At 51.9% G+C, this 20,982-nt stretch carries 26 protein-coding genes and 1 other annotated feature; of the genes, 1 reads left to right on the top strand and 25 read right to left on the bottom strand.

Annotation, left to right across the window (positions count from 1 at the left end):
* Positions 1-143: 143 nt before the first annotated feature.
* From recN to EKM83_RS03210, 22 genes are all read right to left on the bottom strand, one after another.
* Entirely contained in the window at positions 144-1,859 is a 1,716-nt protein-coding gene (recN, locus tag EKM83_RS03105) for a DNA repair protein RecN (RefSeq protein WP_125575188.1), read from the bottom strand.
* A 76-nt stretch (positions 1,860-1,935) separates the two neighbouring features.
* Positions 1,936-2,391 (bottom strand): arginine repressor, encoded by a 456-nt coding sequence (locus tag EKM83_RS03110; RefSeq protein WP_125575189.1) that lies wholly within the window; start codon positions 2,389-2,391, stop codon positions 1,936-1,938.
* Between the two features lie 92 nt (positions 2,392-2,483).
* On the bottom strand, positions 2,484-3,299 hold the full coding sequence (locus EKM83_RS03115; RefSeq protein WP_125575190.1) for a TlyA family RNA methyltransferase: 816 nt from the start codon (positions 3,297-3,299) through the stop codon (positions 2,484-2,486).
* Positions 3,300-4,202, bottom strand: coding sequence for a polyprenyl synthetase family protein (locus tag EKM83_RS03120; RefSeq protein WP_125575191.1), 903 nt, complete (start codon positions 4,200-4,202; stop codon positions 3,300-3,302).
* Positions 4,192-4,440: an exodeoxyribonuclease VII small subunit gene (locus tag EKM83_RS03125; protein ID WP_125575192.1), complete on the bottom strand. Its 249-nt coding sequence runs from the start codon at positions 4,438-4,440 to the stop codon at positions 4,192-4,194. The genes EKM83_RS03120 and EKM83_RS03125 overlap by 11 nt, the downstream gene beginning before the upstream one ends.
* On the bottom strand, positions 4,433-5,785 hold the full coding sequence (xseA, locus tag EKM83_RS03130; RefSeq protein ID WP_125575193.1) for an exodeoxyribonuclease VII large subunit: 1,353 nt from the start codon (positions 5,783-5,785) through the stop codon (positions 4,433-4,435). The genes EKM83_RS03125 and xseA overlap by 8 nt, the downstream gene beginning before the upstream one ends.
* Positions 5,772-6,638, bottom strand: a complete 867-nt coding sequence (locus EKM83_RS03135) for a bifunctional 5,10-methylenetetrahydrofolate dehydrogenase/5,10-methenyltetrahydrofolate cyclohydrolase (protein WP_125575194.1) — start codon at positions 6,636-6,638, stop codon at positions 5,772-5,774. Before EKM83_RS03135 ends, xseA begins: the two co-directional genes overlap by 14 nt.
* A 298-nt stretch (positions 6,639-6,936) precedes the next feature.
* The gene (gene nusB, locus EKM83_RS03140; RefSeq protein WP_125575195.1) at positions 6,937-7,365 is read right to left on the bottom strand and encodes a transcription antitermination factor NusB; all 429 of its coding nucleotides are present in this window, start codon (positions 7,363-7,365) and stop codon (positions 6,937-6,939) included.
* The gene (locus EKM83_RS03145) at positions 7,362-7,805 is read right to left on the bottom strand and encodes an Asp23/Gls24 family envelope stress response protein (RefSeq protein WP_125575196.1); all 444 of its coding nucleotides are present in this window, start codon (positions 7,803-7,805) and stop codon (positions 7,362-7,364) included. The genes nusB and EKM83_RS03145 overlap by 4 nt, the downstream gene beginning before the upstream one ends.
* A 39-nt stretch (positions 7,806-7,844) precedes the next feature.
* Positions 7,845-8,405 carry an elongation factor P gene (efp, locus tag EKM83_RS03150; protein ID WP_125575197.1) on the bottom strand — a complete coding sequence of 187 codons (561 nt, stop codon included), beginning with the start codon at positions 8,403-8,405 and terminating at the stop codon, positions 7,845-7,847.
* 76 nt (positions 8,406-8,481) lie between these two features.
* Complete coding sequence (locus EKM83_RS03155; RefSeq protein ID WP_125575198.1) at positions 8,482-9,546, bottom strand: M24 family metallopeptidase; 1,065 nt, start codon at positions 9,544-9,546, stop codon at positions 8,482-8,484.
* Between the two features lie 98 nt (positions 9,547-9,644).
* Entirely contained in the window at positions 9,645-9,938 is a 294-nt protein-coding gene (gene rpmA, locus EKM83_RS03160) for a 50S ribosomal protein L27 (RefSeq protein WP_125575279.1), read from the bottom strand.
* Positions 9,939-9,962: 24 nt separating this feature from the next.
* Positions 9,963-10,301, bottom strand: a complete 339-nt coding sequence (locus EKM83_RS03165) for a ribosomal-processing cysteine protease Prp (RefSeq protein ID WP_125575199.1) — start codon at positions 10,299-10,301, stop codon at positions 9,963-9,965.
* A gap of 27 nt (positions 10,302-10,328) precedes the next feature.
* Entirely contained in the window at positions 10,329-10,637 is a 309-nt protein-coding gene (rplU, locus tag EKM83_RS03170; RefSeq protein WP_011667708.1) for a 50S ribosomal protein L21, read from the bottom strand.
* Positions 10,638-10,658: 21 nt separating this feature from the next.
* Positions 10,659-10,737 (bottom strand) — a sequence feature (ribosomal protein L21 leader region).
* A 48-nt stretch (positions 10,738-10,785) separates the two neighbouring features.
* Positions 10,786-11,385 carry a TetR/AcrR family transcriptional regulator gene (locus tag EKM83_RS03175; RefSeq protein WP_225418608.1) on the bottom strand — a complete coding sequence of 200 codons (600 nt, stop codon included), beginning with the start codon at positions 11,383-11,385 and terminating at the stop codon, positions 10,786-10,788.
* Between the two features lie 401 nt (positions 11,386-11,786).
* A complete protein-coding gene (locus EKM83_RS03180) occupies positions 11,787-12,329 on the bottom strand; it encodes a dUTPase (RefSeq protein WP_125575200.1) in 543 nt (180 codons plus the stop codon).
* A 10-nt stretch (positions 12,330-12,339) separates the two neighbouring features.
* Positions 12,340-13,281: a hypothetical protein gene (locus EKM83_RS03185; RefSeq protein WP_125575201.1), complete on the bottom strand. Its 942-nt coding sequence runs from the start codon at positions 13,279-13,281 to the stop codon at positions 12,340-12,342.
* Positions 13,274-14,152, bottom strand: coding sequence for an exonuclease SbcC (locus tag EKM83_RS03190; RefSeq protein ID WP_125575202.1), 879 nt, complete (start codon positions 14,150-14,152; stop codon positions 13,274-13,276). The genes EKM83_RS03185 and EKM83_RS03190 overlap by 8 nt, the downstream gene beginning before the upstream one ends.
* 787 nt (positions 14,153-14,939) lie before the next feature.
* A complete protein-coding gene (gene glnA / locus EKM83_RS03195) occupies positions 14,940-16,280 on the bottom strand; it encodes a type I glutamate--ammonia ligase (protein ID WP_125575203.1) in 1,341 nt (446 codons plus the stop codon).
* Between the two features lie 42 nt (positions 16,281-16,322).
* Entirely contained in the window at positions 16,323-16,703 is a 381-nt protein-coding gene (locus EKM83_RS03200) for a MerR family transcriptional regulator (RefSeq protein ID WP_125575204.1), read from the bottom strand.
* A gap of 109 nt (positions 16,704-16,812) precedes the next feature.
* Entirely contained in the window at positions 16,813-17,742 is a 930-nt protein-coding gene (gene miaA / locus EKM83_RS03205; protein WP_125575205.1) for a tRNA (adenosine(37)-N6)-dimethylallyltransferase MiaA, read from the bottom strand.
* The gene (locus EKM83_RS03210; protein ID WP_125575206.1) at positions 17,739-18,494 is read right to left on the bottom strand and encodes a glycerophosphodiester phosphodiesterase; all 756 of its coding nucleotides are present in this window, start codon (positions 18,492-18,494) and stop codon (positions 17,739-17,741) included. Before EKM83_RS03210 ends, miaA begins: the two co-directional genes overlap by 4 nt.
* Positions 18,495-18,689: 195 nt before the next feature.
* On the opposite strand from EKM83_RS03210, the gene EKM83_RS03215 reads away from it, so the two are divergent.
* Entirely contained in the window at positions 18,690-18,866 is a 177-nt protein-coding gene (locus EKM83_RS03215) for a DUF3042 family protein (protein ID WP_125575207.1), read from the top strand.
* Between the two features lie 432 nt (positions 18,867-19,298).
* Here the strand turns inward: EKM83_RS03215 and EKM83_RS03220 are convergent, their stop codons facing one another.
* From EKM83_RS03220 to EKM83_RS03230, 3 genes are read right to left on the bottom strand one after another with little or no spacing between them, the layout of a single operon-like run.
* A complete protein-coding gene (locus tag EKM83_RS03220; protein ID WP_125575208.1) occupies positions 19,299-19,709 on the bottom strand; it encodes a rhodanese-like domain-containing protein in 411 nt (136 codons plus the stop codon).
* 29 nt (positions 19,710-19,738) lie between these two features.
* Positions 19,739-20,710, bottom strand: a complete 972-nt coding sequence (locus EKM83_RS03225) for an ROK family glucokinase (RefSeq protein ID WP_125575209.1) — start codon at positions 20,708-20,710, stop codon at positions 19,739-19,741.
* A gap of 4 nt (positions 20,711-20,714) precedes the next feature.
* Complete coding sequence (locus EKM83_RS03230) at positions 20,715-20,945, bottom strand: YqgQ family protein (RefSeq protein ID WP_125575210.1); 231 nt, start codon at positions 20,943-20,945, stop codon at positions 20,715-20,717.
* Positions 20,946-20,982 lie beyond the last annotated feature (37 nt).

The following is a 20,982-nucleotide window of genomic DNA, read 5'->3' on the forward strand; positions in this document are numbered from 1 at the left end:
TTACATTCACATTAAGTATAACGCAATTAACGAATAAAATCGTATGGAATTTGTTAATTGACTAAATAAATTCGTGAAATAAATTTGGCGTAAACAAGCAAAGAGTCCATCAACCCAAGTTTGGCCGATGGACTCTTTTCAAATTATTTCTGTTTCTTCGCATGCTTTTCCTTAACCTCATCAGCCAACCCCAGCAACTCATTGGCGTGTTCCAATGCCAATTTCGTGACTTGGGTGCCGGCTGACATACGAGCGATTTCGCTCACGCGGTCCTTTTCACTCAACCGCGTCAGCTTGGTCTCGGTCCGTTCGCCCACGATTTCCTTAGCAATGAAGTAGTGGTGATCGGCCATCGCGGCAACCTGGGGCAAATGCGTGATACATAACACTTGCGAGGCCCGGGCGATGCCACTGATCTTTTCAGCAATCGCCTGAGCGACCCGGCCGCTGACCCCGGTATCCACTTCGTCAAAGATGATCGACGTGATGCCTTGTGACTCGGAGAAAATCGTCTTCAGCGCCAGCATGATCCGTGACAATTCCCCACCGGAGGCAATCTTCGCTAACGGCCGCATGGCTTCACCCGGGTTAGTTCGCAGGTAAAATTCCACGTGGTCCAAACCAGTGCTCAAAATCGGTTGGGACTTGGAACGGGTAAAATGCACAGCAAAAACCGTCTTATCCATGTACAGGTCGGCCAGCTCGCCGTGAATAGCCGCCTCGAGCTTTTCGGCTGCTTGTTGGCGGGCCTTACTGAGTTGTTCGCCCAGCTTCAACAACGTCGTCCGCTGGGTCGCCACTTGACCCTCCAAGTCGTCAGCTGTCTCGTCGGTGGCTTGCATTTGCTTCAATTCGGCCGCAATCTTGTCGAAATACTTCAAGACCTGCGCTTCGGAATCGCCATACTTGCGTTTTAACTGGTTGATGACGTCTAAACGCCGCTCGATTTCGTCTAACCGGCCTTCGTCCCATTCCAATAAATCTAGCTGAGAGGAGACATCCCCCACCGCGTCGCTCAACGCGTAGTAGGCCGTTTCCAAGCTACTGGCAATCTGCTTGAAGGCTGGGTCGAAATCTGCAATACCTTGCATCGCCTGCATGGCACCACTGATCTGGTCGGTCGCCCCGGGGGCGGTGTCTTCTCCCGTCAGTGTGACCTGAACCAGCTGCAGGGCGTCATTGATTTTTTGGAAATTATCCAACCGGTCGCGTTCCGCTACCAGGCTATCTTCCTCGCCAGGTTCCAGTTGGGCCGACTCGATTTCGTTGACCTGAAATTTGAGCATATCCAGGTGCTGGGCCCATTCCTTTTCATTGGCCCGCTTATTTTCCAACGTCGCCCGCAACTGGGTGTATTGCGCATAGACCGCCTGGTAACGCTGCCGCAACTTGGCCACCGTGGCGCCGGCAAACTCGTCCAGCATCCCCAGGTGCTTTTCTGGCTGCATCAACTCTTGATGCTCGTTTTGCCCGTGAATATCCACGGCCGTTTCCCCGATGCGCTTGAGCGTGTTGGTATTGACCAGCATCCCATTGACCCGACAAGTGTTGCGACCATTTTGATGAATCTCGCGCTGCAAAATCACGCTCCCATCATCGTGGTCGATACCCAGGTCGTCGAGGACCTGATACGTGGTGCCACCCTCAGGAAACACAAAACTCCCTTGGATGATGGCTTTATCGGTGCCGGTCCGGACAAAGCTGGCCGACCCGCGACCACCCGCTAACAGCCCCACGGCATCGATGATAATCGATTTCCCGGCACCCGTTTCCCCAGTGAGAACGGTCATGCCATTTTTAAATGCCACGTCGAGTTGGTCGATGATGGCAAAATTTTTAATAGACAGCTCTTGTAACACGTTGTGACCCCCTAAAAATAAAAGACCACTGCTGCTTCGTCAGCTTTTGCTGGTCGTCAGTCGTGGTCTGGTCTACCTAATCCGCAAGCATGCGGTCAATCGTCTTTTCTAATTGTAAGGCACCCTGATGAGAAACACAAACGGTCAAGACGGAACTGTCGTCACCCACCGTGCCAAAGACAAATTCATACCGCATCTGGTCTAACAGTGACGCAATCACCGGACCGTTTCCGGGCAGGACCTTTAGAATCGTAAATTGGTCTTGGACCGCAAAGGATATGTACGCATTTTGTAAGGTACGTTGTAACTTCTTTTGGGTGTCGATCTTTTTTTGCACGGGAAGACTGTAGCGGTAACCCCCAGATTCTGCCGGAAGTTTGACCAGTTGCATCTCCTTGATATCCCGCGAAATGGTTGCTTGCGTCACGTGGATACCATCTTCTTCTAATAGCCGGACAAAGTCCTCTTGTCGTTCAATTTCTCGTGATGTCAGTAATCGCTTGAGCAATTGTTGGCGTTCCTGCTTCTTCATACCTAGCCCCCCTTATGTGATAAAAATGCATAATCTTATCATATACCAGACCTAAGTATTTGGAAAGTAAATTCTCATAAATTTCTCATAATCTATTGTTTTAAGCCTTTGTAGGCAGCGTCGATGGTGTCAGCCACTGAGACCGAACTTGCACAAACTGCATGTTTATCAACCGAGCGTAAGTGCACGAGGAACTCAATGTTGCCTTCGCCCCCACGAATCGGCGAGAAATCAAGTCCTAACACGCTGTACCCGGTTGCCACGGCAAAGTCGATGATCATCTGAACCACGCGGGTATGGACGTCGCGGTCACGCACGATGCCGTGACTCCCCACGTCTTCACGGTCCGCCTCAAATTGGGGTTTGATCAGCGCAACCACGTCACCGTTTAACGCCAAAATAGCCTTCAATGGCGGCAAGATCATTTTCAGGGAAATAAAGGACACGTCGATCGACGCGAACGTGGGTTGACCCTTGGTGAAGTCAGCTAACTTACTGTACCGGAAATTGGTGTGCTCCATGACGATGACCCGCGGGTCTTGCCGGAGTTTCCACACCAACTGGTTGCTCCCCACATCGAGGGCGTAGCTGAGCTTGGCGCCGTTTTGTAACATCACGTCGGTGAAGCCCCCGGTCGATGACCCAATGTCTAAGACGACCCGGTCGGTCACGTCGATGTCAAAGGACTTCAGGGCTTTGGCTAACTTAAAGCCACCGCGGGACACGTAGGGTAAGGGATGGCCCTTTAAATGTAGTTCCGTATCAATGGGAATCAAGGACCCCGGCTTATCCAGGCGTTCCTCGTTCGTTCCCAGAATCTCCCCGGCCATTACGGCCCGTTTGGCATCATCCAGGGATGTGTATAAGCCCTGTTCGACTAGTAAATCTGCGACCCGTTTCTTCTTCATCTACTTCACCCGTTTCGTATCAAAATAACTAAAGAACGCGGCCAACAAATCGGTATCCACCGCCGTTGGCACCGTCTGCAGGGCGGCTTGGCCCTGAGCAATCGTCTTGATCAAGGCCTGATTGGCCCCCGCCAAGCCCAATTTGCCTGGATAGGTGTTCTTGGCCTCACCGGCATCCTTTTGAGTCGCCTTGCCGAGCTCGGCTGGCGTACTAACAACGTCCAAGATGTCATCGTAAATCTGAAAGGCCAGCCCAAAGGCGTCCGCAAACTGGATGTAGGATGACCACTGCGCTTGCGGGGTTCCAGCCAAAATCAATCCGGCTTGCACAGCGTAGTGCAGAAGTGCCCCGGTCTTTTCGCGGTGCAAGACCCGCAACCGGTCCATCGGCAAATCCACGTGCTCATTTTGAATGTCCTTGGCTTGCCCGGCCACCATTCCGTGGGGACCCGCAGCGACGGCCAAGGCTTGCACCAATGCCGCCTGGGTTGAAACTGGCAGTGCGGTGGCCGTCAGCCATTGAAAGGCCAGCGTCAACAGCCCATCGCCAGCCAGCGTCGCCATTCCAGCCCCAAACTTCATGTGGTTAGTCGGCTCGCCCCGGCGCAAGGCATCGTTATCCATGGCAGGCAAGTCATCGTGAATCAAGGAATACGTGTGCAACAACTCCAGTGCCATGACCGGTCGCCAGTCGCGATCGGCAGTAAACGTCGCGCCGAGAGTTTGCATCGTCGCGACCGTCAACAGTGGCCGTAACCGTTTACCGCCCGCCAAAACGGAATAGCTCATGGCTTCGGCTAAGCGGTCATCCCCACTGTCAGCAGCGATGGCGTCCGCCAGCGGCGCATTTAGCCGCGGGACCCAGGTCGTTTCAAATGTTTGGAGCCGCGAATCAATCGGCATCCCCATTGCCCCCTTGTGGCGTTTCAAAGGCGACTTCTTGGTCAGAATCTTTCATCATGGTCGTCAACGTCTTTTCAGCATCCTGTAAGGTGGCTTGCAGGCTCTTGCTCAACGCCACCCCTTTTTGAAATTGGTCCAGGGCCTGTTCCAAGGGAATGTCACCTTGTTCCAGTTGGGACACGATGGTTTCCAAGGTCGTTAAATTCTCTTCAAAAGTTGGTTGTTTTTCATCACTCATGGTTATCCTCCGTTGCTGGTGTGATTGTCTGAATCTGGGCCTCAGCCGTCCCGTCGCTCAAGTGAATCGTGGCGGTGGCAGGCTTCAAATCGGCCACACTCTTGACTACATGGTCGTTTTGCGTCACGTAACTATAGCCGCGACCCATGATCTTTAGCGGACTCAAGTAGTCCAGGCCGTTGATCAATTGGGCCACATGTTCTTGCTTCGTCGTCAAGTAGCGTTTGGCTTCGGTATTCAACCGCGCCGTGGCCTGACTGACGGTCAATTGGTCACGGTGCACCCGTTCTAATGGTGACTGACCGCGCAGACCTTGACGAGCCAATTGGAACCGTTGTTCGCGTTGACGCAATTGGTTTTGCATGGTTTGTCCCAAGGCCTGTTGGGCGCGGTCCAGCCGCTGCACGTACGTTTCGTACAAGCGCTGAGGTTGCCGGAACACGTAGGCCGTCATTAATTTGTTCAGCCGTTCTTGTTGGAAATTGATGCGGTTGTTCATCGCATTGTACAGCCGCGTGCGTTGCTGGCTGAGCTTGAGTAATTCCTCACTCAAGACCGGCACTGCCAGTTCGGCCGCCGCAGTCGGTGTCGCTGCCCGAACATCAGCCACCAAATCGGCAATCGTTGTATCGGTTTCGTGGCCGACCGACGAAATGATGGGCAGACGACTGGCCGCAATGGCGCGGGCCACGCTCTCTTCATTGAACGGCCACAAGTCTTCGATCGACCCACCACCCCGACCAATGATCAGGGTGTCAAACGAACCGTTGGCGTTGGCCCGTTGAATCTGCCGCACGATGTCAGGCGCCGCCGCTTCCCCCTGCACGACCGCCGGATATAGCACGATTTGTGCAATGGGATAGCGCCGCCGAGTGGTCGTAATGATATCGCGAATCACGGCCCCACTGGGACTGGTCACAACGGCGATGCGCTTCGGAAAGCGTGGTAAGGGGCGCTTGGGGGCCGTAAATAATCCCTCGTCAGCCAATTTTTGCTTCAGCTGCTCGTAGGCTTGATACAACTGCCCGACGCCATCTGGTTCCATGCGCTCCACGTAGATTTGATAATTACCGGTCGGTTCATACAGCGAAATCCGGCCAGTCACCAGCACCTTCATCCCGGTCTCTGGCGTGAATTTTAACTTCTCAAAGGCCGACTTGAACATGATTGCGCTGATTTTGGCGTGGTCGTCCTTTAAGCTGAAATACTGATGAGCGTGTGGCCGTAGCCGAAAGTTAGAGATTTCTCCCGTTAGATAGACTTTCCCCAGGTACGGGTCCACGTCGAATTTGCGCTTCAAATATTGGGTCAGCGCTGTGACCGTTAAATAATCAGTTTGTGCCACGTTCCTCACTCCACTCACAAAGGTCAACCGTCTGTTGCATCAGGGTCGCAATCGTCATCGGCCCCACGCCACCAGGTACTGGCGTAATCGCGCCGGCCCGTTTAACAACGCCATCAAAATCCACGTCGCCGGTCAACTTGCCGTTTTCGTCTCGATCCATGCCGACGTCGATCACGATGGCGCCGGGCTTGACGTCTGTTTCTTTAATTAAATGGGTGACGCCGGTCGCCACGACCAACACGTCGGCTTGTTGGGTCAACGCACTCAAGTCCTTAGTGTACACGTGGGCGACACTGACCGTCATGTCGGCGTTCAACAGCATCGACGCCATCGGCCGCCCCACGATCATACTACGGCCTACGACCACCGCGTGTTTGCCCCGCAAGTGCGTATGCAACGAGTCGAGCATGGTCATGATGCCCCGAGGCGTGCAGGAAACGGGATGATGACCCGGTAAATTGGCAAATAACTTGCCGACGTTCAACGGGTGAAACCCATCCACATCCTTGGCGGGGTCGATGTGGGCCACCACGGCTTGTTCATCCAAGCCAGTTGGCAGCGGTGACTGAACCAAGATACCGTGAATCGCCGGGTCTTGATTGTATTCTGTTACGACTTGTAACAGATCTGCTTGCGAAATCGTTGCGGGAAGCTGCCGTACGACTGAGTTGATGCCCAGTTGGCCGGCCTTCTTGTGCTTGTTACGCACATAAATGGCGCTGGCGGGATCCTCGCCCACGATAATGACTGCTAATCCGGGCACGATGCCCCGTTGCGCTAAGCTTGCCACCCGATCCTTAGTTTGGGCGTTGAGGTCCTTGGCCAGTTGTTTACCGTCGATAATGGTCGTCATGAAGTACTTCCTCCCGTAAATTTCAAGTTATCTTCCATTTTAGCATAGTTGACTTGAAAACGGGACTGCATCACGCCGCAAAATGAACCGTAAGCTACCCGTTAAATGGTTTAACTTTTTGACAGCAAATGCGGTCTTACGAGCCAGAGAAAATGCTGAGACCCGCTTTCGAGCGATGAGATCAGTTGCCGGCAGCGGGACAGTGAAAATTAACCGCCCACCGTCCGTCAAATAGGGATCATCAGCCCCGGAACAACAAAAAAGACTGGCCGCTAGCTAGCAGTCAGTCGATTTGTGACTAGGATTGTGAATCCAAAGGGTCGTCCAACGTGTGCGCAAGCACCCCGTTGATGAACCGACGAGAACGGTCATCACTGAAGTTCTTGGCTAATTCCAAGGCTTCGTTGACCGCAACTCTGTTCGGCACGTCTTCCACGTAGTCAATTTCATAAAAAGCGATCCGCATGATCACCAAGTCAGTCTTGGCGATCCGCTTGAGTTGCCAGCCAGTGCTCAGGTACTGGTCGATTTTAGCATCCAAGTCAGCTTGGTGGGCTAAAACGCCAGTTACCAATGTCTGGAGGTACTCAGGCACCGGAACGGTTTGGTCGGGGTCATCCGTCAGGACACGTTGGTACAACGCATCGTGATCGGCATCAGGATTGGCATTCAGTGCAAACAGCATTTGAAATGCCCGTTCCCGAATTTGATGTCGTGTAAGTGTCACTTTTGGTCACTGTCTCCTTCATCGCTCTGGTCAAACAGGTTATCAGGGTCGACCTGTTGCGCCGTCTTTTCGGGAATGACACCCTCAACGTGGACGTTAACTTCACGCAACTTGAGGTCTGTCATGAACAACAATTGTTGCTTCACGTTATCTTGAATGGCCAAGGCAACCTTAGGTACCGCTACCCCGTAGTTCAAGTAAACGTAAACGTCAACTGCTAATTCGTCGCCGTCAAAGACCAGCTTCACGCCCTTACCATGTTGTTCCTTACGACCCAACAGTTCGGTGACGCTATTCGCTAAAGAACCCCGCATCCGAGCGACGCCTTCGGTTTGGCTAGCCGCAATGCCGACGATGATTTCGAGGACTTGCGGTGCCACTTCGATTTTGCCCAAAGCAGGTTCCTTGGATTCTAAAATAATATTAGTATCTTCTGCCATTCGTTGACCCTCCCTTACTGATTCAATGGATCGTAAAACCTAGGCGCGAGAAATGTAAGTCCCATCGGTTGAGTTGATGGAGAGCTTGTCGCCTTCGTTAACGAAGAATGGCACTTGAACAACTAAACCAGTGTTCATCGTAGCTGGCTTGGAACCACCAGAAGCGGTGTTGCCCTTGATGCCAGGTTCCGTTGCAACAACTTCCAAGACGACCGTGTTTGGCACTTCGATACCGAGAACTTCGGAACCGTATTGAACCAAGTCCACGTTCATGTTTTCTTGTAAGTAAGGCAATTGATCCTTGATCTGTTCGCCAGGCACTTCGATTTGTTCGAAGTTGTCGGTGTCCATGAAGACCCGGTTGTCACCGTCTTCGTACAGGTATTGCATGGAACGCGTTTGGATATCAGCTTGTTCCATCTTAGCACCGGCACGGAAAGTCTTTTCTTGAACGGCACCCGTCCGTAAGTTCTTCAGCTTTGAACGAACGAAAGCGCCACCCTTACCAGGCTTAACGTGTTGGAATTCAATGATGCGCCAGATTGCGTGATCGACTTCAATTGTTAAACCATTTTTAAAATCAGCAGTAGAAATTGCCATAATGTGTTAGCCTCCTAAAATATGTCCTCTTTATAATATCAATTCTTACCCATAAAAAGCAAGATTGGCGTGCCACTTACAAAATAATTAAATTTCGTGGCACGGTCGTCAGGACCTCGTGACCCGCGTCGGTGACCAATAAATCGTCTTCGATGCGGATGCCCCCCTTGCCCGTGAAATAGACACCGGGTTCAACAGTAATGACTTCGTTGGCCGTTAAAACGTCCGGCCATCCCCGGCCAATGTTGGGACCTTCATGGATATCTAAGCCAATCCCGTGGCCGGTCCCGTGAATAAATGCCGGGCCGTACCCGTGATCAGTCAAGTATTGCCGCCCAATGACGTCGAGCGCATCACCGGTGACGCCGGGACGCACCGCCGCCATGATTTTTTCTTGCGCCGTTTGGACTGCGTGATAGGCCGCCGTTAATTCGGTCCCAGGATCGCCCAACGCGACAGTTCGCGTCAGATCCGAGGTGTAGCCATCGACGTAAAAGCCACAGTCAATGGTGACCAATTCGCCGGTCGCCAACACCTTATCACTGGCCTGCCCATGTGGCCAAGCCGAACGCACGCCACTAGCCACGATGGTGCCAAAACTTGGTCCCGTCGCGCCGTGGTCTTGCATCCAACGTTCCAACCATTGCGCTGCTTGGCGTTCCGTCATGCCGGCGTGCAACACCTCTAGTAAGGCGAGAACGCCTTCACTGGTCAGCGCTGTTGCTCGACGAATGGCGGCCACTTCAGCCGGTTCTTTGACTTGACGCAGGGTGTCGACGACATTGGGCAATGGCACGATGTCCGTCATTAAATGCTCGTCTAACCACTCAAATTCAGCCAAGGTTAAACTATCTTCAATTCCCAGTACCGTGGCACCAGCGGCCTCTAAGGCATCATCTACGGCTTGTAAGTAGTCGCGGGTGATGTTCTTCGGCACTGCCGGCATCGTGCTGGCCAGTTCCGCTTCGTAACGCGCGTCCGTGATGAACACCGCGTCCGTTTGCGTAACCAACAGGTACCCGTCGCCGGGTTCGACACTGGTTCCCACCAGGTAACGTTGATTACTGGGGGAGGAAACTAAAAAACTATCAATACTCAGTCCTGCAAACTCGGCCTGCAGGCGTTCGATTCTAGTCGTCATTTAACCTCAGCCTCCTTGAAAATTGGAAGAAAAAAGAAGAACTCAAAGCGAATTGGTCTCGCCTCAAGCTCTTCAGTCGTTACGAGGAAAACCTCGTGTTATTTAGCTGCTTCTTCTGCAACTGGGTATACGGATACTTGGCGCTTGTCACGGCCCAGACGTTCGAATTTAACGACGCCAGCAGCCTTAGCAAACAACGTATCGTCACCACCGCGGCCTACGTTCAAGCCTGGGTAGATGTGCGTCCCACGTTGGCGGTAAAGGATAGAACCAGTGGTAACCGTCGAACCATCAGCAGCCTTCGTCCCAAGACGACGACCAGCAGAGTCACGACCGTTAGCAGTGGACCCACCACCTTTATGGTGAGAGAAGAATTGTAAGTTCATGTTCATCAGCATAAGTTTCACCTCCGCAATTTAGTCTTTGATTTCAGCGAATTCAACAAAATCCGCGTAATTTGTGGCGACATCTCTTAACCCATCCGCAAAACTCTGGAGGAGTGTTTGTCCCTTAAGTTCGGTCGATGCTTCCAGCTTTGGTGGTAGGTGAACTTCCAGAAAGCCCCCTGCCTGATCACGATTTTCGACGGACACCGGAATCTCAGCGACCCGTTGTAAACCGTTAACCGTCGTGATCGCAAGCACCGAAACCGCAGCGCAAACAATGTCTTGACCATACTCACCTGAGTCAGCGTGGCCAGTGATTTGAAATGAGTTGATTCGCTTCGCACCATAGTGGATTGTCGCGTGAATCATCGAGATCGCCTCTCTTATTCGTTAGGCTTAAGCGTTGATAGCATCAACGACAACCTTAGTGTATGGTTGACGGTGACCCTTCTTCGTGTGTTGGCCCTTCTTGGCCTTGTACTTGAAAGTAACAACCTTCTTTTCCAGACCCTGCTTTTCAACAGTTCCAGTTACGGTTGCACCAGCAACAGTTGGCGTCCCAATCTTAGGCGTGTCGCCACCGACAAAGACAACTTGGTCAAAAGTAACCTTTTCACCAGCTTCAACGTTCAACTTTTCGACGTAAACAGCTTGGCCTGCTTCGACCTTGTACTGCTTGCCGCCAGTTACGATAATTGCGTACATGTATGTGCACCTCCTTCATATAATTAGACTTAGACTCGCCGAAAACGAGTGCTCCGCAAGCGGAAAACTTAAAACTCGTCCCGAGCGGTTGCAGCTGTGGAAGTCCACAAATACAACATGAAAATTGTACTTGATGGGGCCCCTCGTGTCAAGCTTTTTCTGCATTCACGGGAGAATCAATGCCGACCGGGGCGAACCAAGTCGCCAGGGGCGTGGTTTCCGGCGCCAATAGCTGACAAAAAGTTCGTGCCAAAAATTCCGGTCGGTACCGCCGATTATCATTCAACCAGTGGTGCACCAGCCCGGTAAAGGCCGTGGCCAAGTACGCTGCTTGAATATCGACTGGCGGTTCATCCCCCGCCGGCGCCGGTAACTGCCGGCCATAAGCGAGCAGTTCGCGCTCAAAGCGTTGCAGGAGCCGCGGTTGAAATTGTGTGAATTGCGGGTGGAGCAAGACCAACAGGATTTGGTGGTGCTCATCCACGTAGCGCAAGGCTGGTCCCAGTGCAAAGCCATTGGTGGGGTCTCCTTGCGGTGTGATCGTCGTCGTTTTGGCAGTCGCAAACCACTCATCGATAACTTGTTGTTCGGTCTGTTCTAAAAAATCCAACTTGTCTTTGTAATGCAGATAAAAGGTTCCCCGAGTAATCTGCGCTTTTTGCGTCAGTTTCTGGACAGAAATTTGTTTCAATGATTGCTGCTGTAACAAGGTACTAAGCGCCTGTCGCAGGCGTTCATTGGTCCGCACGACGCGTGGGTCTTTTTGACTGATAGGTCTCGCTCCTTCCCTGCTAGAAAGGGGCTGTGCCAACGTGTACACAGTCCCTTAGTTTCACCATTTCTACGCTATTCCAAAATCTTTTTATGCTTAAATTGATCACGCCAGTTGCCTGCGGTACTGCAGATCTTGATTGCCGCCTTACCGTTGCGCAAAATCTAGGCTGGAACGCTGGGGGAGGACGGCCCGAGCTGTAACCAGCTGTGTCGACGCAGTTAGCTGACGTTTCACAGTCAGGTTACTGCGTGGGCGACTTGGAAGACTTGCGCATTTGGCAAGGCTTGCCAAGCGAGGTGGAAGCCCGTCTTTTGGCTGGAACCGTCCCCCACAGCAGGTGGAAGCTCTGGCAGCCGCAGGCACTGGCTTAGTCGTTAGTAATTATGCGCCTGGCGATCTAAGTTGACTTGACGTTTGGCTTCGTAGGCGGCTTGGATTTGATCTTGGCTGAAGCCGAAATCAACGAAGCCCCACTTCAGGAACAACCGCCAAGCATGCCGGAAGTCCTCTTGCCGGTGGGCAAAGTGACTGTTGAACAGCATCCGTTTTAAAATTAAATACTGCTGATCCAAGTCCTTGGCTGGGCGGCTATTGGCCAACGTGGTCAAGTCCTCTTCCGTCAACATGATCAGATGCGTCCAGGTCTTCTTAGCCGATACCAAGAAGAAGAAATCCATGGCATCCGTGTATTCCGTCAATAAAGTCTCTGCCGGCGTTTGCCCGGCATCTGCCTTGCCACGGTGGGTCTTCCAAACCTTGAACCACTCCGAGGTGTTGGCCACCTCAGCGAGTTCAACGTCTAAAGCCACGTAGGCATTTTCAATCTGGGACTTCCGGGACATTTCAATATCGCGGTCGCGGGTAATCTGCTCGTCTAGTGCAATCGATTGTTGAACTAACTTTGCTAACTCTAACACGTGCTACCTCCTAGCCGAAAATCAGGGGATCGGACTTGATTTCGAGGTCCGTTAAGTTTTCTAAGTACCAGTCACGCATGAAAGGATACTTCAGTAAGACGTCGAACCAAGAAACTTTTTGGTCGTCGTCGTGGACCGTCAAGACCCACTCTGGTTGCCCTTCCAATTGGTTGTTGAAGATATCGACCACGACACCTTTGTCCAAGGCAATCTCTGCCCCGTTGCCGTTCACACCGTTGGTCAGCATGTAGTCTTCCTTGGCGGCCATCACAAATAAGCGATCGACGACGCCAGCTGGTAAATCAGCGGCCCGTACGGCATAATTTTGCCGGTTAGCTGCGTCCAGCAAGTTAAAGTCCACAGAGTAGCCGTAATCTTCTTTTAAGTAGCGGGCAAAGTCCACCAAGATCTGGACGGACGTCTTGACCGTTTCGGCCGGCACCGTATCGTGGAGGTCGATGATAAATAATTGCGTCAACGCATGGCTGTTAAACCGGAACATTTTGCGTTCCAGGTTCAAGTAAAACAGCGACTGGCCCGTTGCCCGTTCGCGGTAGTAGACGCCACCATTTTCAGACGTTTCGACCCGGAAGTTAAAAGTCCCCCGGTCACCCAATGGTGTTAATTGTTGGGTTAATTCTTCGTGGTGGTCCCGTGACTGTAAGATCACGTTTTTCCCTTGATCGTGCAATTCAAGCATCCGTGACATGAATAACAGGTAGTAGTCGGCATTGCTGTATTGGTGCGGGAAGGTCACGTAGTCCGAATCAAGCTTAAAGTCGGCCAATTCCGTTGCGGCGGCCACTAACTCATCTGGATCCGTGGTCTTGATCAATTGGTCCATCAGCTTCGTGAACCGTAGACCCGTTTCCAGGCCGTCCTTAATGGCGTCATTATAATTTAATAACCGGCCACTAGTCGTCAAAGTCGAGGGGTCATTTTCGTTAATCATTCTTTGCCACCTCGCCCTCACTCTTGCCTAACAAACTGTTCAAGTAGTCCGCATACAGACTCGCATTGTGTGCTTCAAAATGTTCGAAGTCATCAAAGGAATCGCGAATACTTTGCTTTTCGTAATTCAAAATCGTGTCTTCTTTCGACAGCACTAAAATCTTATCGTCATTTTCTTTAATGGTCTTGTGGGCGTTCAAGGCTTGTTCGTCTTCATCAGCCAGTTTGGTCAACTGGTCAATGATATTTTGCCGTTCGTCCTTGAGCTTACCGGAGTCCCAAGGCATACTGCTCTTGGAACTATTTTCCTTCAGCTGTTCGCGCAAGTCGGCCTTCTGGTTATCCCGCGTGGTTTGTGCATCGACCAGGCGTTGTAATTGTTCGCTTTGACCGGAAATAGATTCAATCTGCGCGGTATTCAGCCGTTGGCCATGGGCCTCTAAGGCAAAGGAGTCCTTGAGCTTTTGGTATTCCTTTTCGTCGAACTTAAACTGAACGTTGATGACGTCTAAGTCGCCGAATAAACGCCGGTCCCACCAGTTCCCAAAGTAAATGTGGAACAGTCCCGTGGTGTATTCTTCGTAGTAGAAAAACGGGTAGATGTGGCCTAAATAATCAATCAATTTGTCACTTAAATAGTGGCTGATTTCTGGGTGAATGTTGTCGACCAATTCGGCCAGATGATTAACGGTCCGCGTCGAACGGGTCTTCTTAACTTCTTGTGTGTAACGTACTTGGTCCAACAGTTCATAGACCTGGCGATCATCGCCGTGCTGAACCGCCGCCTGTAAGGTGCTTAAGTAATCGAGCTTGTTGGCGATTGCCTGTGTTAAGGTATCGGCGGCACTAGCTTGTTGTTCTTGATTTTCCATGGATTATCCCTCATTATTCTGATGTTCCCTAGCGCTTGCCGTGAACATTTGGTTATATCTTCATGTTACCAAAAAATCTGTGAGAAAAAAGCAGTTTGCCCGAAGTTTTAGGGGAAATGCAGGAATTTTTCCTTATCGCCCGGTTTTCTGTCTGCAAATCTGATGGGTGACACTGGCCGCCTTGCCGTTCGCTGAATGTGGGTTGAAGCGCTGAGACGCCGGGCCGAGCCATAGAACGGTCTCGGGACTCTCACGGCCATGATGACGCGTGCCACAACAATCAGTTCAAATTCAGCTGTCAGTGACTATTTCAACGGAACTCCCTACAAATCAGCCTGCAGCGCAAACGTTTCAGTTACCAGGTAATTCCTCATCTTGCAACGAATTTAGACGTTGGCCTGCCCGCGGTCACAGCAGCAAGTAACGGTAACGCCAATCATTTCGGCTGGCGCAGTCACTTGCTGGTTAACTCTATGTTTATGACTACCGCTACCGTAGCCGATAGTTCGCTAGAGATGAGTTCAGCCGTGGGCGTTTTCTAAGTGGCACGACCCTAGCCACTTAGAAAACTGGCAACTTGGAGACGTGACCCATCGGCTCCAAGTTGCCGGTCGAGACCGCTCTTTGGCTCGGCCCGACGCCCACCGCGTTCCAACTCATCTCTAGCGAACGGCAAGGCGGCCAGCTCTCACTGTGTTGTCATCCCCAGCCAACTAGTCCTGCGTGCCAAAAAGAGAGCCCGGACCGACAGTCCTGAGCTCTCCCATGATTTTCAGTTAACCTGAGTTTAGTACAGTTCCAGGTATTGTTCCCGTTCCCATTCAGAAACTTGGGTCCGGTAAGAATTGTATTCCAGGTTCTTGGCTTCAATAAAGCTTTGATACAAGTGATGACCCATGGCACCACGCATCACGTCATCAGCGGCCAAGTCCTTCAACGCGTTGTGCAACGTGTCTGGCAGATTGGTGATGTGGTTTTCTTGCCGTTCTTCGGCATCCATGCGGTAGATGTTGCGGTCAATGGCCTCACGCGGCGCCAATTTGTTCCGCAAGCCATCCAAGCCGGCTTCCAAGACAGCCGCAATGGCCAGGTATGGGTTAGCCGCTGGGTCAACGCTCCGCAGTTCCAGTCGGGTGGACAAGCCACGAGAATTTGGTACCCGGATCAGTGGTGACCGGTTAGAACCGGACCAAGCCACGTAAACAGGGGCTTCGTAGCCAGGAACTAAGCGCTTGTAACTGTTAACGATTGGGTTGCAGATCGCGGTGAAGCTCCGGGCATGTTTCAACAGGCCGCCCAGGAAGTGGAAAGCATCTTCGGACAATTCCATGTCACCGTTCTTGTCAAAGAAGGCATTGCCTTGGTCGTGGAACAAGGACATGTTCAAATGCATCCCGGAACCGTTGATACCGGCCAAAGGCTTTGGCATAAACGTGGCATACAAGCCGTACTTGCGGGCAATCGTCTTGACCACCAGCTTAAAGGTTTGGATGTTGTCAGCCGCAGCTAAGGCATCGGCGTACTTGAAGTCGATTTCATGTTGGCCGGGCGCAACCTCGTGGTGAGCAGCTTCCACGTCAAAGCCCATTTCTTCCAGCGTCAAGACGATTTCACGCCGGCAGTTTTCACCCAAGTCCATTGGGGCCATATCGAAGTAGCTCCCCTTGTCGTTGAGTTCCGTAGTTGGCTTGCCGTTTTCATCCATCTTAAACAGGAAGAATTCGGGTTCTGGTCCAATGTTGAAGTCCGTGAAACCAGCCTTACGCATGTCGCCTAAGACCCGGATCAAGTTGTTCCGTGGGTCACCTTCAAATGGCTTACCATCAGTCGTGTAGACCTCACAAATGACGCGGGCAATCTTGCCTCGTTCCGTACTCCACGGGAAAATCATCCAAGTGGAGAGGTCGGGGTACAAGTACATGTCACTTTCTTCAATCCGGACGAAGCCGTCGATCGAAGAACCATCAAACATCAATTTGTTATCGAGTAACTTGCCGAGTTGGCTAATAGGTACTTCCACGTTCTTAATGGTGCCAAATAAATCGGTGAACATTAACCGCAAGAACTTTACGTTTTCGTCCTTGGCCATCTGACGGATCTCATCCTTGGAATATTCCGGTTTTGCCATGAAAATCGCTCCCTGCTATTTTTTTAAAATCCCATACCTGTCTTAAAGGGGTCGTTGCATCCCCGGCGCCGGGTGTCCCAGCCCGCCTTGACGAATGAATTCATCTTGCAAAATGCGTCGCACGTCTTCATCCGTCAGTGGCTTTTGCTGAGCCGCGGCCTTCGCCTGAGCTACCTGTTGTTGCTGATCATAAATGGCTTTGATACCCGCCACATTGACCCCGTCAGCCAGATAATCCTTGATCTCCAAGAGCCGGTCGACGTCGTTTAACGAATACATCCGCCGGTTCCCTTCGTTGCGTTCGGGAAAGACCAACTGCTGGGCCTCGTAGTAGCGAATCTGGCGCGCCGTTAGACTGGTGAGCTTCATGACCGTTCCGATCGGTAAAACCGCTAGTGAACGGCGTAATTCTTTTTCCTTCATCACTACTGGCCCCCTTCAACTATAACGCTATCATACCACCCTGAAAGCGGTAGTCAAGCATTCATGTCAGATAATCTAACATCGGCGTCAAGCTTTAACTATTCCTTAATTAATTGTGAGAACTAAGTCCCGCCCAGGCAGCCACTTGCGCCTGAATCTGCGTGTACGTTTCCGGGTGTTGGACCAGGTCATACCAGGTCGCCGTCGTCTGGTTACGGAACCAGGTCAGTTGGCGTTTGGCGTAGTGCCGGGAGTCTTGTTTGACCTGTTCGATGGCTGCCGGATATTGGGTGGGCTGGTCGATTACCGGCAAGAGTTCTCGGTAACCAATGCCCGTGGCCGCTGGCAATTGCGTTCCGCCCTGTTGTGCTAGCCACCGGACCTCGTTGAGCAACCCGGCATCCACCATTTGGTCGACTCGCTGATTGATCCGTTGGTAGAGTAGCTGGCGGTCGGTATTCAATGCCAGGTACAGCTCGTCATATTGGGGGCCGCCGTTGTCCTGATGGGAAAATAGCTGACCCGTCACCTGAATGACCTCTAGGGCCCGGACAGTCCGCCGCACGTTAGTCGGGGGAATCTTCCCTGCCGCTACCGGGTCCAGTTGCTGGAGGCGTTTCCAGAGGGCTTGTGGCCCCTGAGCTTGGGCCTCGGCACGTAACTGTTCGCGAATTGTCGGGTCACCAGGCGCGGCCGCCCCTAATTTCAAACCGTCAAACAGCGCTTGCAGATAGAACCCAGTCCCACCAGCAATGATGGGCAAATGCCCGCGGCCGGTGATCTCTCGAATCAGCCGCTGGGATTCCGCCACAAACTGGGCCACCGTGAACTGCTGATCAACGTCACAAATATCAATCAAGTGATGGGTCGCGGCGGCCTGTTCAGCCGGCGTAGCTTTAGCGGTCCCAATATCGAGATGGCGATAAACTTGCATCGAGTCTCCCGAAATAATTTCGCCGTCAAAGGCCTGGGCCAGTCGAATGGCCAATGCGGTTTTACCGACCGCGGTCGGGCCGACGACTGCTAAAACTTTTGTCATTGTTCGTTGCCTCCCTGAATTTTCGTTCGTAACGCCACCGCACGCGCTGGATAATCGGTAATCAATCCAGCGAAATGGTGCCGTAGACAGTACGCCATGTCGGCGGGACTATTGACGGTCCACGGCCGGAGCTGTACGTGTGGTAACCAGAAGCGGTGCGCCTTGACCCAGCGAATGTCTGGATGCAAACCGCCGACCAGGTGTTGCCGTTGCATGCGACGCGCTTGGCGCCCAGCCGTCTTGAATAGCTTGGCGTACTCCGCTTGCGGGTACAGGCTCCGTAAGGTCATGATCGACTGCGCCCGAAAGCTCGAGAAGACCAGTCGAAACGGCACCGGTTGCTGGGTAAAATAATCCGCCAAGGCCTGTTCGATCCCCTCGTAATGAATCTTATTGGTCTTGAGTTCCAGGTTAAAGACGCCAGTGAAGTTGTCTTGAATCAATAACTGAATGACCTCATCTAACGTCGGTACCTTGGTCCCAGCAAATTCACTGCCAAAATGGCTGCCGGCATCCAGTCGTTTCAATTCCGCCAGAGTGTGGTCTTGCACCAGCCCCGTGCCGTTCGTGGTCCGGTCGACCTTCTCATCATGCATAATGACCAGTTGCTGGTCCTGTGAAAATTGGACATCCGTTTCAATCCCGTCGGCGCCAGCATCTAGTGCTGCTTGAAACGCCAACAAGGTATTTTCCGGGCGCGTCCCCTTGCTACCCCGGTGGGCAATAATCTGTGTGGATTGTCTCTTAAACACGAATCCCCATTCCTTTCACGTTCAGACTTCTGTAGTAAGGGTACCACAGAACGGCTCCCCTGCTACGTAAAATTGGTGAGAAAATATTTCTGGACGACCCGCACAGTCATCAGGTAAATTGCTAGCAATTTCCGCCCAAAACAAGCATAATGGAAGCGGATAACTTAAAATCTTACATGATGGGAGTCGAATACGATGAAGCACTTTACGAAAGGTTTCTTATTTGGCGTTGTTGCTACCGCTAGCGCCGTTGCGGGTGCCGTCTTTTCTTTCAAGAAGAAGGTCGTCCAACCGATCGAAGACCAAGAAGCACGGTTTGAAGAAAACCGGAAACGGGCTAACCGCAAGAGCCACGCTGCCCACCACGGCTAAATCACCTCTGACTAACACCCAGCGACCAGGACTTTACTGTCTTGGTCGCTTTTTTGGTTTAAGTCGATTGTCACTGGCCTCGTAGCCAAAACGTGCATCAACAGGCAACCGATGGTGCAAAAAAAATAGTCGTTTACAGCTTCGTAGTTTGAGCTGGCCCCCTACCGTCCGCCAACTATGGGTTGGAACGCGGTGGGCGGACCGGACCGAGCCTGAAAAGCGGTCTCGGCCTCGCTTTGAGCCGGAAACCCGCCTCTCAGGCTGAAGGTGTTCCCCAGAGCAGGCGGAACCCTGGCTGACGCAGGCCCTGGTTTCACTAATTTTAGTGGACAAAACACCGTCGGCTCCGGGAGCCAAGGTATTAATTCAGCTTCCTAACAAAAAATGAGCCTGGGAGGCTTGTCCCGGCTCATTTTTTAATTGCTGACCAATTTAATTGGACTTTTTCGTCTTGCCTTGCCAACGCGCATATCCCGTCTTCAAGATCGAGATATCCTCGTAGCCTTCCTTACCTAAGACCAATGCTGCCCGCGTACTGAGGGCCTTTCCTTGGTCGTACAGGTAAACTGGTAAGTCTGAGCGGATACCCGTGTGGTAGGTCTTAAACGTGGAATATGGGATGTTACGTGCCCCTAAGATGTGGCCCGCATCAAAGTCCTTCTTTTCCCGCAAGTCAATGACCTGCGCCTTACGCATGCCTGCTTGGAAGGTCTCCTCGTCAATGACGGTAGAAACCTGATTCCGCCGAATCACGGTGATGAGCTGCCATGCGGCCCACGCGATGATCAAGACTAGCAAAATGATGGTGTAGACCGTCATTCCTGAAATTGCTGCAATTACCAAACTAAATCGTCCTTCCTAAACCACAAGTTCTAGTTACTCTTTTGGAAACGCAAAGCTAATGAAGCGGCACCAATGACCCCGGCATCGTTCCCTAATTGGGCTAAGCGCAACTTAGTGGAGTCACGAACGGCCGGGAAGGCATTTTCTTGGAAATACCGCGTCGTTGGTTGTAATAATGTATTACCGGCGTTGGAAACCCCACCACCGATGATGATGTTGGCTGGGTTCAAAATGTTGGCCACGTTGGCCAAAGCTAATCCCAGGTAGAAGGTCACGCGATCGACCACTTGGTTGGCTAAGATATCGCCATTGTCAGCTAAGTAGAAGACCATCTTGGACGTCACACTTTCTTGGTTATCTTCCATTTCCTTCAAACGAGACGTGCCCATGAAGTCCTTGGCCATGTCCTTAGCCACGTGAACGACCCCGGTTGCAGAAGCGTATTGTTCCAAGCATCCGCGTTTGCCACAAGTACATAAGTACCCGTTAGGTTGCACCGTGACGTGGCCCAATTCGCCAGCGCCACCATTGATACCGTGCAACAGATGGCCGCCAGCGATCACACCGCCACCAACACCGGTTCCCAACGTAACGAAGACGACATCGCTGTCCTTTTCGCCGGCACCCTTCCAGTATTCACCGAGGGACGCCACGTTGGCATCGTTATCTAAGATAAATTGGAGGCCCAGACCTGCTTGAATCTGGTCACGTACCTGTTGGCGCTTCTTCCAGTTCAAGTTGAAGGCGCCAATGACCGTGCCGTTTTCAATGTCGACAGAGCCAGGTGTCCCCATCCCGATACCTAAGAAGTCATCTTTACTGAATTCTGAATTCGTAATGTGTTGACTGATCGAATCAATAATATTTGGCACAATGTGACTACCTTCATCGGTAATATCCGTTGGAATGCTCCACTTCGTCAGAATATCCCCTGCCAGTGAGAGAAAAGCCATTTTCGTGGTCGTCCCACCTAAATCGATTCCAATTAAATTCCGTGCCATAACGCTAAATACCTCCAATGGATTGGTGATTATTTTTTGCTCGTTGTTCCTCTAACCGGTGCTCATGTGTCAAAACAATCTTGGCCTGGGCAAACGTCGAATCGTCCACGACTCGTGCTTGTCGGAGGTGGTCCAATTCTAGTGCCATGACCTCGATGTCAAATAGGCGTCTGCCGATGTACACATAAATACCAAACTTTTTAAGTAGCTGCTGAACATCATATAACGTTTTCATTGTGCCACAACCTCCATGAAATTGCACGAGACTTTTC

It is taken from the genome of Levilactobacillus angrenensis (assembly GCF_003946085.1).
GTDB classification, from domain to species: Bacteria; Bacillota; Bacilli; order Lactobacillales; family Lactobacillaceae; genus Levilactobacillus; species Levilactobacillus angrenensis.